This is a genomic window from Fibrobacter sp., from assembly GCF_017551775.1.
GTDB lineage: Bacteria > Fibrobacterota > Fibrobacteria > Fibrobacterales > Fibrobacteraceae > Fibrobacter.
The window spans coordinates 70,459-87,214 of sequence record NZ_JAFZKX010000110.1 but is presented as its reverse complement, the minus strand read 5'-3'; the positions used below and the strand labels follow the sequence as shown (position 1 = coordinate 87,214).

General features: G+C 49.3%; 12 protein-coding genes. 2 read left to right on the top strand and 10 right to left on the bottom strand.

Annotated features, from left to right (window positions below):
* Window positions 1-3 precede the first annotated feature (3 nt).
* The 9 genes from IK012_RS13155 to IK012_RS13115 form a co-directional block, all read right to left on the bottom strand.
* Entirely contained in the window at window positions 4-735 is a 732-nt protein-coding gene (locus IK012_RS13155; protein ID WP_290955344.1) for a hypothetical protein, read from the bottom strand.
* A 258-nt stretch (window positions 736-993) separates the two neighbouring features.
* A complete protein-coding gene (locus IK012_RS13150) occupies window positions 994-1,626 on the bottom strand; it encodes a nitroreductase family protein (RefSeq protein WP_290955343.1) in 633 nt (210 codons plus the stop codon).
* A gap of 33 nt (window positions 1,627-1,659) precedes the next feature.
* Window positions 1,660-2,415, bottom strand: a complete 756-nt coding sequence (locus IK012_RS13145) for a geranylgeranylglyceryl/heptaprenylglyceryl phosphate synthase (RefSeq protein ID WP_290955341.1) — start codon at window positions 2,413-2,415, stop codon at window positions 1,660-1,662.
* Between the two features lie 138 nt (window positions 2,416-2,553).
* On the bottom strand, window positions 2,554-4,464 hold the full coding sequence (locus tag IK012_RS13140; protein WP_290955340.1) for an FISUMP domain-containing protein: 1,911 nt from the start codon (window positions 4,462-4,464) through the stop codon (window positions 2,554-2,556).
* 14 nt (window positions 4,465-4,478) lie between these two features.
* Window positions 4,479-5,309, bottom strand: coding sequence for a TIGR02147 family protein (locus tag IK012_RS13135; RefSeq protein WP_290955338.1), 831 nt, complete (start codon window positions 5,307-5,309; stop codon window positions 4,479-4,481).
* Window positions 5,310-5,534: 225 nt separating this feature from the next.
* Window positions 5,535-8,069: an FG-GAP-like repeat-containing protein gene (locus IK012_RS13130; RefSeq protein WP_290955336.1), complete on the bottom strand. Its 2,535-nt coding sequence runs from the start codon at window positions 8,067-8,069 to the stop codon at window positions 5,535-5,537.
* A gap of 302 nt (window positions 8,070-8,371) precedes the next feature.
* Window positions 8,372-10,300 carry an FISUMP domain-containing protein gene (locus IK012_RS13125; protein ID WP_290955334.1) on the bottom strand — a complete coding sequence of 643 codons (1,929 nt, stop codon included), beginning with the start codon at window positions 10,298-10,300 and terminating at the stop codon, window positions 8,372-8,374.
* Between the two features lie 10 nt (window positions 10,301-10,310).
* Entirely contained in the window at window positions 10,311-12,299 is a 1,989-nt protein-coding gene (locus IK012_RS13120; RefSeq protein ID WP_290955330.1) for an FISUMP domain-containing protein, read from the bottom strand.
* A 9-nt stretch (window positions 12,300-12,308) separates the two neighbouring features.
* On the bottom strand, window positions 12,309-13,142 hold the full coding sequence (locus tag IK012_RS13115; RefSeq protein ID WP_290955399.1) for a TIGR02147 family protein: 834 nt from the start codon (window positions 13,140-13,142) through the stop codon (window positions 12,309-12,311).
* Between the two features lie 212 nt (window positions 13,143-13,354).
* On the opposite strand from IK012_RS13115, the gene IK012_RS13110 reads away from it, so the two are divergent.
* Both IK012_RS13110 and IK012_RS13105 read left to right on the top strand, forming a co-directional pair.
* Window positions 13,355-14,359: a GSCFA domain-containing protein gene (locus IK012_RS13110; RefSeq protein ID WP_290955325.1), complete on the top strand. Its 1,005-nt coding sequence runs from the start codon at window positions 13,355-13,357 to the stop codon at window positions 14,357-14,359.
* Window positions 14,360-14,470: 111 nt separating this feature from the next.
* Window positions 14,471-15,865 carry an endo-1,4-beta-xylanase gene (locus IK012_RS13105; protein WP_290955323.1) on the top strand — a complete coding sequence of 465 codons (1,395 nt, stop codon included), beginning with the start codon at window positions 14,471-14,473 and terminating at the stop codon, window positions 15,863-15,865.
* Between the two features lie 77 nt (window positions 15,866-15,942).
* Here the strand turns inward: IK012_RS13105 and IK012_RS13100 are convergent, their stop codons facing one another.
* Window positions 15,943-16,587 carry a hypothetical protein gene (locus tag IK012_RS13100; protein ID WP_290955321.1) on the bottom strand — a complete coding sequence of 215 codons (645 nt, stop codon included), beginning with the start codon at window positions 16,585-16,587 and terminating at the stop codon, window positions 15,943-15,945.
* Window positions 16,588-16,756: the final 169 nt, after the last annotated feature.

Sequence of the window (16,756 nt, the reverse complement as noted above, 5' to 3'; positions counted from 1 at the left end):
TCTCTATTTCTTCTTGACTGCGGCTTTCTTAGTAACTTTTGCCTTAGCCTTTTTAACAGCCTTCGGAGCACTCCTCTTAGCCGCCTTAATCAAGTTCTTGACCTGCTGTTCCGCAGTTGCGGCAGCCTTCTTTTCGGCCTTGGTCGCATTTGCAGGCAGAGATTTCCGAATTCCCTGAATTTGGACAAGCCGTTCTTCCAACTGCGGCACGAGTTCTACATGTCCAACAACCTGCTTCGCATCCCATTTGTCAACAACCGGAGATTTCGGATCAGGAATAACCGGAGTCGGTTCCGGAATGAGCGGAATCAGAATCGGGATAATCGGATCTATAATCGGAATAATCGGGTCGATAATCGGGATAATCGGATTTCGAACAGGAATAATCGGCCTAATCGGTATACGTTTTTCATCAGGAATTCGCTTAAATTGTCCAGGAATATATTTTTCCAACTTACCTTCAACACCCGACCAAATTTCACTTGTCTTCACAAGAGCCTGTTCAAGAACACCGGCAAATTCTTCACGCTGTTTCTTTGTACCCGCAACAAGGACATCGCCCAACGAAACTTCTTTTTTCGCCTTATCATAAGCTACAGAAAAATCCATGCCTATGGCTTGCAAAACAGCCTTTGGTTCCTTGACAATAGCAGTTTTGAAATCAGCTGTTTTCGCTACGGTCGCTTTGCTAGCATTAACTTTTGTTGCCTTACTTGCTTTTTTTGCCTTTGCCATTTTTATCTCCTTGACAATTTTTCATGATAAATTTTATCATGATGGTTTAGCTTGTATTGAATATATCTTACAAAATACTTTTAGTCAAGCATTTTTTTTCAAAATACATATAAAGCAAAGTAAAAACGTTTGTTTTCGTTTACAAACTTCGGTGCAACAGGGAGTCAATGTTTAGCCTTTTGGCAAGTGTCGCCGCACCCACAACGAGCGCCGCGAACGCATCACAAGGTATAGGAGCCGCAGGTAATCCCGGACGCCTTACTTGGCGTAGCCCACGGGATTGTTCAGCAAAGGCGCCTCCTGGTCGGAGAGCTTCAACAGCTTCTTGATGGCGGGAATATCCATCGTCATGCGCGGGCGGGTAACGAGGCCGGCGCCGGCGCAGAACAGGTTGACGTTCTCGCTCACGATGCCCGCATCGATTCCCATGGCAAGCTTCGCATGCGAATCGCTGCTCCCGAACTTCTTCTCGTCGGCAACAATCAGGAGGCTCACCGGAGCGGTCTTCGCCCAGTCCTGACGGTCGGCAATCAGCCCGCGATGGTCACCCTTCGCCACCTGCTTCAGGGCGTTTTCCTTGTTCAGGTATTCAAAGGCGCCCTTGGCCGTAAAGACGAATACGCGTATTTCCTGGAAGTTGCGCGCCGTGGGGGACGTAATCTTCCCTTCGGAGGGGCGGTTCACCCCGATGGCCGCGAAGAGCAGGTTGGAAAGATCCTGGTCGCTCAGCATCTTGTCGCTGAACTCGGTGCTGGAACTGCGGCTCCAGAGCGCCTCCATCACGTTCTTGCCAAGCGACTTGGCCGGTGCGGGGAGCTTCTGGACTTGCGCCATGCAAAGCGTGCTGCAGAGCAGGGTAGCCACGAACGCAAAAACGAACCTGTTCTTCATAAGGAACTCCTGAAGGGTTGAGTCAAATTTTGTCTAGCCCTTGGTATGGATGGCAGAAGCGAACTCTTTCAACAGAGCCGGGTCTTCGACCTTTTCCCAGAGGGTTCCGGTCACGATGATGTTCGCGCCAGCGGCCACGCGGACGGCAGCCGTTTGCGGGTCCCTGATTCCGCCACCGGTAATAATAGTCATCTCGGTCGCCTTGCGGGTATAGGCGATGTGCTCCACGGGTACGGGCTCCTCGGCGCCGCTGCCCGCCTCCAGGTACACGTAGCGCATGCCCATGAGTTCGGCGGCAATGGAGTTCACCATGCTGAGCTTGGGCTTGTTCGCCGGCACGGGCATGGTACCGCTGATGTATTCCACCGTCGTGCGCTTGCCGCTGTTGATGAGCTGATAGGCCGTCGGGATGGCTTCCATGTTGAGCGCGCGCACGAGGGCGCCACCGCGGACCTGCTCGTCGATGAGGTAGTTCGGGTTACGACCGCTCACGAGGGTCATGAAGAGCATCGCGTCGAAACCGGGCACCACCTGCGATGCGCCACCCGGAAAAAGCACCACGGGCAAGTCAATCGCCGCCTTGAGCGCAGCCACCTGTTTCGGCAACGTAAAATTCCCCAGATAAGAACCGCCCACCAGCAAAAGGTCGGCTCCGTTCTCGGCAGCCATGGAGCCAGCCTTCACGAAGGCGGCCTCGTCCGAGGTATCCGGGTCCAACAGCACGGCAAACAACGCACCGCGCTTTTCGATGCCTTCATTCAAACGGAGTTCAGTCTTACCTGGTTTCATAACAAATTCCTTTCTGCATATCGCGCAGGTTATTAAAAAGTATAAAAAAGAAGGCGAGCCGTAGCCCGTCTTCTTCCCCTCCTACCCCTTTTCCTCCTTTTTGGGGTCTCCTCCTCCTAATTTCGTGATTTAACGCACTCAATCCTTCACGCAGCGGACAGGATTGCCTTGTTCCGGATCTGAGCCGCCCGCCGTTATACGATCACTGCGAACACTAATGCGCGCAGACACTCCGCCAATCGCAAAACTGACACGCGATGTCGCTACTTCCGCTTCGCCATGCTCGCCATAGAAGATATAGCTAGCCGAATTTTCCAAGTCATAATCCATGAACCCATTCACAAACGGGAAATCATCTGCCGTTTCACCCTCTCCAAGGAAGTAGTCGTTGCCAATCCAGCTCGGGTATATCTGACGGTCAGCAACACCCGCAGGCAACATGTTGAACCCGACGACATCCTGCCCGTCAATCCCCTTCGTCCAGGTTTTAGATTTCAAGGCAGCGGCAATGTCGGCATTCTCGTCGACCTCGTAGATGGCGTTAAGCAGGTGTTCCCAATCATCCGGAGTCGGGATTCGCCATCCTTCAGGGCAAACACCTTGACCATCCATCGAATCCAGCACTCCCAACAGGCGCTCTCTCGCCTCTCCGTAAGCCTGTGCATACCCTTCGTACTCGTCTCCGAGATTTTCTTCTTCAAGATTCGAGATAGAATCCTCCGCCCACATGGCAGCGATGTACTGGGTATCGCGGGGAATGTCAAAAGTAGACCACATCGAATACAGGCGTCCGTACTTTTCGCAATTGGCGGAATCGTCTTTATAGCACCAGGAGTTTTCAACAGCGTAGTTCAAGTTCTCCGCCAGCCAGGTCCTGGACTCGCCATTGTACTCAACGGTAAATGTCTTGTAGCTCTTGCCATCACGTTCGTCCGTCATCGTCCCGAGCTTTTTCTGGTAAACCGATTCCTTATCGTGAAGCACCCAATAGCCGGATTCACAGACGAAGTCACTGTATAGGCCGAACCCATTCTTTTCGCCCTCCCTGTCATCGGTGCAGAGTCCCTTTCCCTCAGCAAGCACCTCAACCACATTGAAGAAATACTTTTCGGCCAATTCCGCAACACGGATATCACCCAAACCAAGCCCCAGCAGGGCAAGGAAATCCATTTCGCGAAGCAGGTGGTAACGGTATTCCAGCCCCTTGCTATCCAGATAACGGCTAAAAACGACCGATCTCCAGGTACCGTTTTCATCGATATCCGCAGCAGTTTGATCAACCGCATCGGGGACTCCCTCGAACAGGTAACTGGCCATGATAAACACGGGGAAAATGGAACTCGATTTCTGCGAATAGTCCACCTTGTCAAACGCATCCAGGGAATCGCGTATTCCGAGCGCGAGCAGCACATCACTTTCCGCCTGGGCCTTCGCCTCCGCAAAGGTAAGCCCCGTTTTTGCAAGGGTCAAGGTTCGGGCTGCGGCCAAAGTCGTAAGGATGTTGACTTTCACGTCCTTCTTTTCGCGCAGGTCGACGACCGTACGGTAAGTCGCCTGGCCCGACATATCCTTGGAAGAATACATCCCGTTCAGCCTGCCATAGGGAGCCTTTGCACTAAAGGCGACCTTTCCGGAAACCTCGACAACCGCGAAGGGACTTTCGGGAGAAACTTTCTCCACTTCGAATTTTCCGTCCTTGTCCGATTTCACCTGAGCAAACGATTCTTCAGAAACTTCGAACGTCGCCGTATCGACCCCGAAGAACTTTACCTGGGCCCCCTCCGCATAGGCTGAACCCGAAACAAACGTCAGTTGTTCTTTTTCGCCCTTGCCCACCAACTGCGCCGACACGGACAGGTTCAAGGAACGCCCCGCAATCGTGATATTTTCAAGCGAGGCCAGGCCTCTCGTCTCTTCCGAAGCGCCGCCCGAGACGGGCTTGTCATCGGAACACGCCACAAGCGTACTTGCCTGGAATGCCGCGAACATCATGGCGAGCGGCATCGCCATATTGCAGATAAACTTTCTGCCTGTTTTTACGTAATTCATGGTTTCCTCCTACCCTATTTTTTTAATTCCTGTTTGTTTGTCATCGGGAAAAACTGAACGTTCAAACGGTACACTTCATCCGTTTCGTCGTCCCTGGTGGCAATCTCGATAATTTTCTTGCGGCAGGCATCTATCTCCGCAACAATTTCGTCGTAGGCGCCGCGCGTGATGCCCAAAGTCACGCCCGAAAAATGGCGTTCAGCCTGCGGCACTCCCTCGATGGCCTCGAGAGCGATTTCGCCCATCTGGCGGTGCAGACCGCGAACAGCGACGGGCGTCACCTCCATCGGCCCAGTCGTCACGACCTTGTCGGTCTGCCTGTAGTTGCCGTCCTCATCCTTCGAGAGCAAGTTCGCCTTGACAAGAAAGTTGAGCGCTTCGCTCACTTCGGCAGCGGATACCTTGGGGCGACACGCATGCGCCAGCGCCAAGGGTTTTGCTCCCGGCATGGCGGGCGCAAGTTCGCGGAGAACCGGATTTCTCCAGCTATCGAAATAGCGGAAAGAATCTCCTTCTATAATCTTCGCCTTGTGTGCATCCGCTATCGCAAGCATCTTGTTGAAAGCATCCCTCTTGGCGGCGTCTGTCTTGGCATGGTCGAAACCGACCATCTCACGGAAGTACTCAAGACAATAACCGGAAAGGCGCATGGAAGCGGCCACGCGTTCTACCGCGGCATCGCTCAGGTTGAAGCGTCCCTCGCTCACGTATTTCAAGTAGACCGGCGATGTAAACCCCGCCGAAGTCGCGAACTCCTGCCAAGTAAATGCGGATTTCGCCTTCCTGTCGGCGTAATAGTCCGCGATATACTGGCGATAGCTCGTATATTCAAGTATATCTTTCATTATTCCTCCATCTGGCCCACAGAATAACCCCTCCTGCTTGGCACATTCTAAATATACACAAAGATTTTTAAAAAGTCAATAGTTTTACAATATATTTTTTAACTATTTTGAAGATTTTAAGCATTTTTAACATATTTAAATAAAAATCATAGAATTTCACAATATACAACAAATAAAAAAACGGAGCCAGCAAATCGCCAGCTCCGATTTCAAAAGACAATCGCTTTATTTAGCCACAACCATCCTCGTCATCGCCCCCGCACGAACGATGAACTTGCCGTAAGACGGGAGTTGGAAATTCACAGAACTTCCATTGGACACCGCATCAAAGACATTTTTACCATTCAAGTCGAAGACAACGACTTTAGCGCCATTCGGGACATTCGCGACAGTGACATCACGATTAACAACAGAAACGTTCACAGGAGGAACCTTACTAACGGGAGTTTCCGGCTTCGGCCCTTCTTGCCCATGAGAGCCCTCTTTTTTCAAAGATTTCTCTTTCATTAGTTCCTTAATAGACTTGATTTCTACGTTAACACCATCATGCTTGCCCCTTGACGAGATAACATAAAAGTGTTGATTATTCCTATCCACAAAAGCCTTGTCCGCCATTCCATCTCCGTCAAAATCGCCAACAAGGATTACAGGATCCTTTGCGTTTTTCAAACGATTCCATTTATGGGACAGAGTAACGCCGTGCATACTGCTATAGATACTCCACTCTCCACTCGAAAGATTTACTTGAACCAGATCAGCCACGCCATCTCCATCGTAATCCCCTGCATATGGTTTGGCTTCCAAATCCGAAGAAAAATTATGTCCCCATATTTCTTCTTGTTTCTTGTCATCCCCTCCCCCAATAGGAACTTTCCAATGCCATGTGAGAGGAGTTTCATTCAAGCGGCTAGATAACACATACCACTTGGTATCATCCATCCCATAAATGGCACGGTCCGTTATGCCGTCACCATCAAAGTCACCAGAAACAGCAACATGACTACTTTGCATGCCTAGCCAATTCCACTTCCACGGAATATAGGTTCCATTCGCAACGAAGAAGTCTTTCTTAATATTTTTAGCCGTCGCCATACTCGGAATGATATACCAATAGGGTGCGTTATAAACAGCGCGATCGGCTATTCCATCGCCATCGTAATCGCCTACAACAATTTTGTAACCAGACTTAGCCGTCAAATCCCATTGCCACCCCCACGGAATATAGTTCGGCGAAGAAGGGGTATGATGATTGATTCCATATTCATTATTCACGCTAGAACGAATGTACCACTTTCCCGAGCCCCTATTAACCATGCCAACATCCGTCTTGCCATCGCCATCAAAATCTCCCACAATAATTTCAGATCTTTCGGTCAAACTGGGAAGATAAGAATCTCCATTATGAATATACTCGCCATTTCGACTAGAACGAATATACCATTTACTTGTCGAACGTTCAAACGCACCTAAGTCAGAAATTCCATCCCCATCGAAATCGCCCGTAAAATATTCAAGAGTTTTCGACTTCACGCCTTCAGGAAACACAAAACCGGTATCAGGATATATTATCGCATCCAACCGACATGTTCCGTCTACAAGCTGTTGCCACATAGACCATTCACCAATCAAAGGTCTAGTTGTATCTTTGCTCTGTTCATATACATCATAACCATACGCACCACCCAACTGTGTACTATCGCATCTCATATCGTCACATGTCATATAAAGAGCTGTATTGGGATTTTCCGTTCCAGGATGGGGCGCACTGAACGAAACGAGACGCCAGCCATTCTTAACAATCCCAAACTTATCACCAGACACACCGACATTATGGATGAAATTATACGGGCCGAGATTCCTATCCTGCCATACCCATTCAACCCCATCAGACGACGTAAAAAGCGACACATACATGCCCTCCGACATATGGCCAAATATACACCACAATTCCCAAATATCGAGGTCCGCATTATAACGAACATCTCCTAAGCTGAATGTCATAGCAAACGAATGGGAAGCGTCTTTTTCATACGTATGCTTATACCTAAGGGTTTTAATTTCTTTAAAATCTACATTCTCTAAATCCGTCAGTTTTTCTACATGAACAAATCTAAATTCTTTTTCCAAGTCAGCAAACCACACATAAAACCCATCATCCTTTTTAACAACAGTCTGTTGTTGAGCACTTTCATTATTTTTGTATAGCACAAATTTAGGTTTTGCCGAACTTTGAAGTTCAGTTTCCCATTTACCATTTCCAAGATATTTATAATAAGGCCCCTGAATAAGAGTTGACCTCGCCAAATACGCGCCTACGACACCCTCCTCTGAATTTCCACCATAAAGCATATACCAATAACCATCGCCACCATTTACAACAGTCGGGTCACAAGCACAAATGTCATCATTATTTTTATTAACCGTCATCACGACTCGGGGAGCCGACCAATTGTAGCCATCTTTCGACGTACGGTAACGAATATGATCATAGGACATATAAAGATAAGGATTTTGCGTCGGATTAAAAAAATTATCCGTAGCATTCCCGGTAGAACAATAAAACTGATGGAAAGTCCCATTATCATACACCGTTGACGGAGCATATGAATACTTAGAAACCACATTTACATCGTTGACCCAAGACTTCAGTCCCCACACCGGGAACGGAGAATAAGCAAATGTCGTCAGATTTGTATCTACAACTGCCGCCGTAGAAAAGGCAAACAGCACCAACAACAAAGCACACATTTTTTTTAGCATATAGCCACCTCTTTTATGTTATTGAAATAAAAAATAAAAATAAACCCATTACTTCCACACCCAAAATCAAGAATAATTTTGCATACAATTTTCAAAAAAAATTCATTCAATTTCTAAAACACGTTTTGAAAAAAAAATTATCTTAAAAAAGTGCCCGTCTTCACGGGTTTTCAAATTGTCTTTCCCCATACAAATCAAGAAGGCGGGCCGAAGCCCGCCTTCTCTCCCCTCCTACCTCTCTATCTACTAGAGGAATATTGTCAACAAAATCTCCTTCCCAGGATCCTTCTTTTTTGCAGCAATCAGTTCTTGACGCAGCGAACGAAATTATTCGTTTCCGTCAATCCCTCACTATACCAATATTGTGAGTGTTTAGGAGCCACAACAGTAGCGTACGTCCCGCAACCCAAGATCCAATCCTTGCTATAGAAATCATCAGCCACAGAACATCCATAACCCATCAAATAATAGTCTGAGAACTCATTTCCGTCGTAATCCAATTGATACGGCGGAATTGCGTATACCGGAGCGAGAATATGAAGCATAATTCTCATAGGTGGCAAATTTTCTCCCTGCCTTCTCCGTCTCCTTTCTTCCATTTCCTCCAAATCATCCTTAATCAACAGCTGTATACCGAAACCGAGCGGACCATCCGTATATTCGGACCGGTACAGGTACTGCATCGCGTCCTCGTGCGGCACACCATACTTATCCACAACATACTTTTCCAGTTTCTTCCAGTCTTCACCAGTAGAAACCCTCCAGCCATCGGGACATACGCCCTGCAGATTTACCGAATCAATGAGTTCCAGCGCCTTACTATAATTATACAGGGAATAATCACCAGATTCATCAATTTTTTCTTCACACCATAGTGCAAACTCGGCCATATAGTATTCAATGCTATCGGCAGTCATTTCCTCCGCATATTCTTGGCGATAATGTTCCAGGCAAGCCTCCATGCTCCATTTTATAGACGTATCGAGAGCCAATGCTTCGCGCCACGTGTAGAAACGCCCATACACATCGCAATAAGAAGATTCGCCTTTATAGCAGTGGCCTACTCCGTCATCATACCTCAAGTTTTCCGCCATCCAAGTGTATGATTTACCACCGATGTCGTAGGTAACCGTCTTGTACGTTCTGCCATCACGGGAATCGGTCATCGATCCATAAACAGGAGCGGCACCATCCTTCTCGCCATATTCGAGCCTCCAACTACCCGAACGGCATACAAGCATTGTGCCGAGCACATCCAGTTCCATCACATCTCCTTCGCGAGATTCCACACAAAGGCCTTCGCCCGAAAGAGCGGCAAGTATTCCTGCTATATACCTGACATAGTCCCTTGTCCATTCAACGGGGATGGTCAACTCCGCCAGTTTCACCTTTCCCCAGACATCATGACCGATATGCGCAATTTCCCTATAATCAAAAAGCTCATCGACAGTTCGTTTCTTCACCCGAGCCCACGTCTCTTGATCCAGGCCTTCCAAAGTACCCGTTCTTCGAAGCGAGCTCTTGAGCGAATCGACCGTATACCATTCTATCGGATCACCATAACTCCCCCCGACTAAAATCTTCATTACCGCATTGAGCAACACATAATTCCGATTCTGCAGGCTTTCCTTTTCTTCGAACGAGGCTATCGTGTCCGTTATGCCAAACGCATCCAACAATTCCCTTTCCGACCGGGAACCCAATTCAGCATGGTCAACCCCCTCCGCGGCAAGATAACGCAATTCAGCGTTTTTCATCGTCGTCAAAATACTCACGTTGATATTTTTTGTCTTGCGGACATCGGCAATCGCCTGCATACGGCCGTTCACCCCGCTAAGGCTCCTTCCGAAAACACGTATCTGGACATACGGGCTCCTCAGGGTAATGTTCTCGAACTTGTATTCTTCCCCATCGTTCCAGATTGTATCCACAAAGGTATTTCCCGTCTCAAGGAAGGTGTTCGAATCCAGTTCGTCAAGCCACACGACGGTCCTCGCCTTGAACCCCTCCAGGACAAAACCCGACTGGCCCGAAGAATCCTCACCGGCCGCAACCTGGACAGCGCAGTACGCATTCCCGGTCACGGTGATATTTTCGAGTTCGGCCATAATCCCCGTTTCCTCGGCGGAGCCTCCCGTAACCGGCTTGTCGTCGGAACACGCCGCGAACATCGAGGCCAGCGAGCACAGAGCCGCAAGGCTCAAAATTTTTTCCTTTTTCAAAGTAAACATGTTCTCCCCCTTAATTCTTGACGCAGCGGACAGGTGAATTCTTTTCGCTCCACATCTGATTACTGAACTCTACAACAGCAAATTCACCATAATAATCATGCCAATTCGTCATATTGCCCTCTCTCATGCTCCACATATTTCCATATTCCGGAGACAATTCATACGCAGAATCAATAGACCAGAGATAACTCGGCTCTACCATAGACACGTCATCCCTTTTGTATACCGGTGTTGCATAGGACGGGTAGATGATATAGAGTGGACGAAGGCTCTTTTTTCCCACTTTTATATTTACATGATAATCACCCACTTCATCCCAAGCAAGCATGAGCCGCATGCCGAATCCTACAGCCCCATCCGTATACTCGGTCTGCAGCAGATACCACGCAATTTCATCCCTACGATACATTCCCCTTATGTACGTGGTTAGGCCGTTCCAATCATCAATCGTCGCAACATGCCAGCCTTCAGGGCAGACGCCTTGGTGATTCACGGAGTCCATAAGTTCCATCGCCCTATGGAAATTATATCTCGCATAAATATTGGATTCAAGCATTTCCTCTTCGCATATTGCAGTTATTTCCGCATCGTTGCCGCAAAGCGAGTCAATCTTTGTCGTATCGCCATCAAGCAGATTCTTCACCGTCGCCGCACAAGTATCTAGTTCAGCACGGTAGTAACCCATGCAGTCTTCCTTATCCCACAGGATAGACGTATCGAGAGCCATCGCTTCGCGCCATGTATAAAGGCGACCAAACACTTCACACTGACGTTCATCATCAGCGAGGCAATGGGAATTTCCATATGCGTATTTCAGGTTCTCCGCCATCCACGTCTGCGGCTTTCCGTCGATATTGTAGGTCACCGTCTTGTACGTTCTGCCGTCACGGGCATCCGTCATCGTCCCAGTTTCCGGAAGTTCATTACCTTCCTTGCCAAACTCGACCCTCCAGCCTCCCGAACGGCAGGCCAAAGTAACAGCAACTTTGAATCTATCGGGAAATTCCAATGTTTCGCCTTCACGAGCCTCCGTACAATGACCCGCACCCGCAAGTTTCACATACACATCAGTCAGAAGCCTCATAAAGGTTTGCCTTTGGCAATAGAAGGACTTCACATCTTCGCCCAAAGCCAAGGAATCCAGAACGTCAACTCTCATGCTGGAGTAAGATCGATTCCCCTTAAGAGCATGGGCAAGTCTATTCTCAAACCGTTCCTTTATAGTCGAATCCAGGTTGTCCAAATTGCCATCCGCTTCAAGCACTTCCAAGATCGGATTAACAGAGGCCCTTTCAATATGGGACATATCATACGTAAGCATTATCGAAATAGCGGCCTCCGCCATGACATAGTCCGAATTTTCCAAAATTTTCTTGCTTTCAAATTCATTGAATTGGCATGTAATGCCAAGCGCCTCCAAAGTTGCTATTTCAGCACGCATATCAAGACTGTCGTGACTAGAACTCTCCTTTGCCAAATAACGCCAAAGCGAGGTCTTAAGAGTCGTCAACAGGTTCAGGTTTACGTCCTTCGTTTTACGGACATCGACAATAGCCAACACGTTACCACCGTAACCGCTGATGCTCTTGCCAAAAACACGCACCATGACATACGGGCTTTTAAGCGTTACGTTCTTGAACTTGAACTTGTCACCGGAATTCTGAAGTGTGTCCGAGTACGAAACTCCCGTCTCGGCGAAGTTCACCGAATCCAGTTCATAGAGCCACGCTACGGAACGCGACGCATAGCCTTCCATGGCGAACGCCCCTTCCTGCAAGGAGTCGCCATCCGGCGATTGCAAGACAACACTACGCGCAGCTGCCTCGATAGTGATATTTTCGAGTTCAGCCATAATCCCCGTTTCCTCGGCGGAGCCTCCCGAAACCGGCTTGTCATCGGAACAGCCAGTACCCAACACGAGAAGAACAAATGCCATGACCAGGCAAAACGCCGCACCGATATAATCGCGCATCAGCGCATTTCGTACCATCTTATCCATGATTCCCTCCTAACCCTTTTTATTTCCGTTCTTGTTCGTCATCGGGAAGAACTGCACATTCAGACGGTACACCTCATCCGTAGCGTCTTCTCTTGTAGCGATTTCAATAACCTTCCTGCGGAAGGCCGCTATTTCTGCGACGATCTCGTCGTAGGCGTTCTGCGTAATACCAACCGTCACACCCGAAAAATGGCGTTCGTTCTGCTGCACGCCCTCGATAGCATCGAGAGCGATTTCGCCCATCTGGCGATGCAGCCCGCGCACGGCTACCGGAGTCACCCCCATCGGGCCCGTCGTCACGGATTTTTGAGTCTGCTTGTAATTTCCCGACTCGTCTTTCTGGAGCAGGTCCGCCTTGACCAAGAAGTTCAGCGATTCACTCACTTCGGCGGCACTGATCTTGGGGCGGCACGCATGCGCAAGCGCAAGCGGCTTTGCCCCCGGCATGGCAGGCGCTAGCTCGCGAATCACCGGATTTTTCCAGTTTTCGAAAAAGCGGAAAGAATCCCCCTCCAGAATCTTCGCCTTGTTCTGATCAGCGATAGCTAGCATCCTGCCGAATACTTCCTTCTTGGCCTTGTCCGTCTTGGCATGGTCGAGCCGGACCATTTCAGCGAAATAGTCAAAGCGGACACCGACAAGGTCCATGGCCTTGGCGACCCGTTCAACCGCATCTTCGCTCAAGCTGAAACGTCCCTCGCTCACATACTTAAGATAGACCGACGAAGAAAACCCAGCAACCTTTGCGAACTCGCGCCAGGTAAACGAGGACGCAGCCTTCTTTTCGGCATAATAGTCCGCGATATACTGACGGTAGTTCGTATATTCGAAAACGTCTTTCATCATTCCTCCTAACAAGATCAGGGCCCCTCCGCCCCTTCACATTTCCAAATATACCACTAAATTTTTAAAAAGTCAATAGTTTTTACAACACAAAATCACTTTTTTCTATAAAATTTCAGCAATTGTTAGAAAAATCACAAAAAATTATGGTTTTTCTACAACACAAAAACAAATAAATCGGTCACGAAGCCATCTTTACCTATATTTATGGCATGGAACTTTTCACCAAGGTAGATCTGCCCGAGCCGGGCTTCAATATCGACTACACCCAAAAACTGGCGTTTTTCGGATCGTGCTTTGCGGACAATATCGCAGCGCAGTTCGCCATGCGCAAGTTCCAAGTTCTTTCGAACCCGTTCGGGACGGTGTACAACCCGCTTTCCATCGAGCGGCAGCTCCGCGAAATCGCAGACGGGAAAATTTTCGGTGAAGTTGACGTTTTCCAAGATGCCCGCGGGCCTTGGCACAGCTGGCTCGCGCACAGTTCGCTCTCGGCAGCGAGCCGCGAGGAATGCATCGCGAAACTGAACGCCGCCGCAGAGGGGGCTCGCGAATTCCTGAAGCAAGCCGAGGTCGTATTCGTCACCCTCGGGACTTCGTTCGTGTACTACCTGAAAGAAACGGGAGAAGCCGCCGCAAACTGCCACCGGCAAGACCCGCGCCTCTTTGAACGCAGGATGATTACGGTAGAAGAGGCCACGCAGGCGCTCGAAAACATCGTGCTGGACCTGCGCAAGATCAATCCCGAATCGCACATCGTCTTCACGGTATCGCCGCTGCGACACATGGGCGACGGGGCTCACGGCAACAACCTTTCCAAGGCCACGCTGATGCTCGCCGTGGAAAAAGCGATAGCCGGCATGCAGGCGCACGCGAACCCGCTCGAATATTTTCCCAGTTACGAAATCGTGATGGACGAACTGCGCGATTACCGCTTCTACGAAAGCGACATGATTCATTTGTCCAAAACTGCGGAGGAATACATATTTGAGCGCATGGTCGAAACGTACTGCGACATGACAGCATATGGCAACATCGCCCGCGTCGAAAAATTCATGAAGGAGGCGAACCACAGGGTCTCCGACATGCATTCACCCGCGGCAACAACCTTTGCGCAAAAAGCAATCGCCCAGGCGGAAAACCTGGAAAAAAGCATCCCAGGGCTCGATTTGGTCGCCGAAATTGCGAAATTTCGCAAAATTTTGAACAATTCGTAAAGTTTCAAATAAAAAATCGGAACTTTTTGTTTCGGTATGTTTACATCGTTCCCCCTTTTTTTTAATTATTTTAAATACGGGTGATTGTGGGCAAACCACAGAGGAGTAACGATGAAAAACCAACATACGTTCATGGGGCTCGCGCTCAGCGCGTGCGTTTTCGGCATGTGCGCAGCAAGCACCTTCGCCGCAGATGAAACCCTACGATCACTAGCCGAGAAAAACAACATCTACATCGGCGCCATCCTGAACTCACAATGGTTCAGCGGACAGCTTCCCAGCAACTACGAACAAATTCACAAGACGCAGTTCAACATCGTCGTCGCCGAAAACGAGATGAAGTTCGACGCCACCGAACCGAGCGAAGGCCGGTTCAGCTACGGCAATGGCGACAAGATGGTCAAGTACGCGAAGGCAAACGGCATGCGCGTACGCGGCCACGCCCTCGCTTGGCATAGCCAGGTTCCGGGCTGGGTGAACAACTACAAGAACGACAAGCAGAAATTGCTCAAGGTGCTCAAGAACCACATCGAGAACGTTGTCGGGCATTGGAAAGGCCAAATTGACGAATGGGACGTGGTGAACGAAGCCATCAGCAACAACGAACCCCAGTGGCGCACCGGCTCTGTCTGGTACCAGGGAATCGGCCCCGAATTCATAGATTCCGCCTTCGTGTGGACGCACGCCGTCGACCCGGATGCGGAACTCTGCTACAACGACTACAACCTCGAACAAGGCATCAATCCGAAGGCCAAGGCAGGCTTCTTGCTGGAACAGGTGAAGCGCTGGGTCGCAAACGGCATTCCCATCACCTGCGTGGGTTCCCAGACGCACGTGGAAGACACGACCACCGACAAGCACTTTATCGGTTCGCCGGACAGTCTCCGCTCCCTCGCCAAGGAACTTGCCAAACTCAACATCAAGTTGAAAATTACTGAGCTCGACATCGGTTTCAAGAGCGGCATCAACGTCAGCAAGAGCGACCTCGAACGCCAGGGAAAGACCTTCCGCGAATACCTGGACATCGTTCTCGAAGAACCGAATGCGGACACCTACCTGATCTGGGGCGTGTCCGATAAATGGAGCTGGCTGAGCGGCCTGAACAGGCAAAAGGGCCTTATCTACGATGACAACCTGAAACCGAAGCCGGCTTTCGACAGCATCATGGTGCGCCTCCAGACGTTCGAACCGCCTCAAGACACGACCAAGCAAGACACGACGACCACCGATACGACCGCCGCCGACACGATCAAACAAGATACCTCCATCGCGCTTCCGCAGTTCGCGGGCGTGAAGGCGCTCTCCATGCACGTCTCCGGACGCACGCTGTTCATCTCCGGCGCAAAGTCCGCGAAGGTCGAAGTATTCGACATGCAAGGACGCCCGGTATTCAGCGGCAAGTGCGAAAAGGGATCGTTCGAACTGAAGGGAGTCCCGGAAGGAATCTACATGGTCCGCGTACGTGAACAATCAGCAAGCCTAGTGCAAAAAATCGCCATCAAGTAGGCGACAAACAACCGGCAATAAAAACTGCGGCTCAGTAACGAACTGAACCGCAGTTTTTTATTTCTTCTTTTTCAATCTCAGGTAAGGTACTTGATCTTTACCGAGAAATGTTCCTTGCACTTGTAGTCGTCGTTATCCCAGTGGTCAGAACCGCCGGCAAAAATAGTCGTGCCGCCACCGGCAATTTTTGCGGTAGCCTCGCCCACGAATTTCGACTGGAGCCATATTTCGCTGAGGATGTTGTCACATTCCTTCCTCGTGAGCGTATAGCGATTCTTGTTGTTCTTGTTGTTCGACTTGCCTTCTTCTTCGATTATGCCCTTGCATGCGTACAGGCCGTCATGAATGAACGCCGCCGCATTGTACACGTTGCTGTTTTTGTCCTTCCCCGCAATGTAGGCGGGCAACTGCAGGTAGACGAACTTGGGTGACGAAGTACCGTTCGTCTTGAAACCCTTTTCGAAATTTACCGTCATCTGAGCCTTGTGCCATTTCTTTTTGCCGTCTATATTGGCGAAACGCTTTATATCCAGTCGGAATTTCGCATTTTTCTTCAAGGTGATTACGTCGCCCGCATCAACCAGATCAAAGTCAAACGGACTGTCGACTTTGACATCGAGCACCTGAATCTGGTTCGTTCTGGTCTCGCTCTCTTCGACACTAGAAGATAAGGCCGACGCAATCGTGCCAACCAACGACTTGAAGAAACTTCCAAAACTCATCTTTCCTCCATGGGGATATGTGTAATATAATAATAATAATATTTTGCCCAGGATTTTTGAGTTTATTCGCAGGGTTCTGCCTGTTCTAGCATTTTATCGGTTATGCAGTAAAGCATGCCTTCAAAATCCAGACATTTCGGTAGATCAGAAAGGAATACCAGACGAACAT

Excerpts from the sequence above, each read along its gene's own strand:
- IK012_RS13155 (WP_290955344.1), bottom strand. The coding sequence starts at position 735 with ATGGCAAAGGCAAAAAAAGCAAGTAAGGCAACAAAAGTTAATGCTAGC.
- IK012_RS13150 (WP_290955343.1), bottom strand. The coding sequence starts at position 1,626 with ATGAAGAACAGGTTCGTTTTTGCGTTCGTGGCTACCCTGCTCTGCAGC.
- IK012_RS13145 (WP_290955341.1), bottom strand. The coding sequence starts at position 2,415 with ATGAAACCAGGTAAGACTGAACTCCGTTTGAATGAAGGCATCGAAAAG.
- IK012_RS13140 (WP_290955340.1), bottom strand. The coding sequence starts at position 4,464 with ATGAATTACGTAAAAACAGGCAGAAAGTTTATCTGCAATATGGCGATG.
- IK012_RS13135 (WP_290955338.1), bottom strand. The coding sequence starts at position 5,309 with ATGAAAGATATACTTGAATATACGAGCTATCGCCAGTATATCGCGGAC.
- IK012_RS13130 (WP_290955336.1), bottom strand. The coding sequence starts at position 8,069 with ATGCTAAAAAAAATGTGTGCTTTGTTGTTGGTGCTGTTTGCCTTTTCT.
- IK012_RS13125 (WP_290955334.1), bottom strand. The coding sequence starts at position 10,300 with ATGTTTACTTTGAAAAAGGAAAAAATTTTGAGCCTTGCGGCTCTGTGC.
- IK012_RS13120 (WP_290955330.1), bottom strand. The coding sequence starts at position 12,299 with ATGGATAAGATGGTACGAAATGCGCTGATGCGCGATTATATCGGTGCG.
- IK012_RS13115 (WP_290955399.1), bottom strand. The coding sequence starts at position 13,142 with ATGAAAGACGTTTTCGAATATACGAACTACCGTCAGTATATCGCGGAC.
- IK012_RS13110 (WP_290955325.1), top strand. The coding sequence starts at position 13,355 with ATGGAACTTTTCACCAAGGTAGATCTGCCCGAGCCGGGCTTCAATATC.
- IK012_RS13105 (WP_290955323.1), top strand. The coding sequence starts at position 14,471 with ATGAAAAACCAACATACGTTCATGGGGCTCGCGCTCAGCGCGTGCGTT.
- IK012_RS13100 (WP_290955321.1), bottom strand. The coding sequence starts at position 16,587 with ATGAGTTTTGGAAGTTTCTTCAAGTCGTTGGTTGGCACGATTGCGTCG.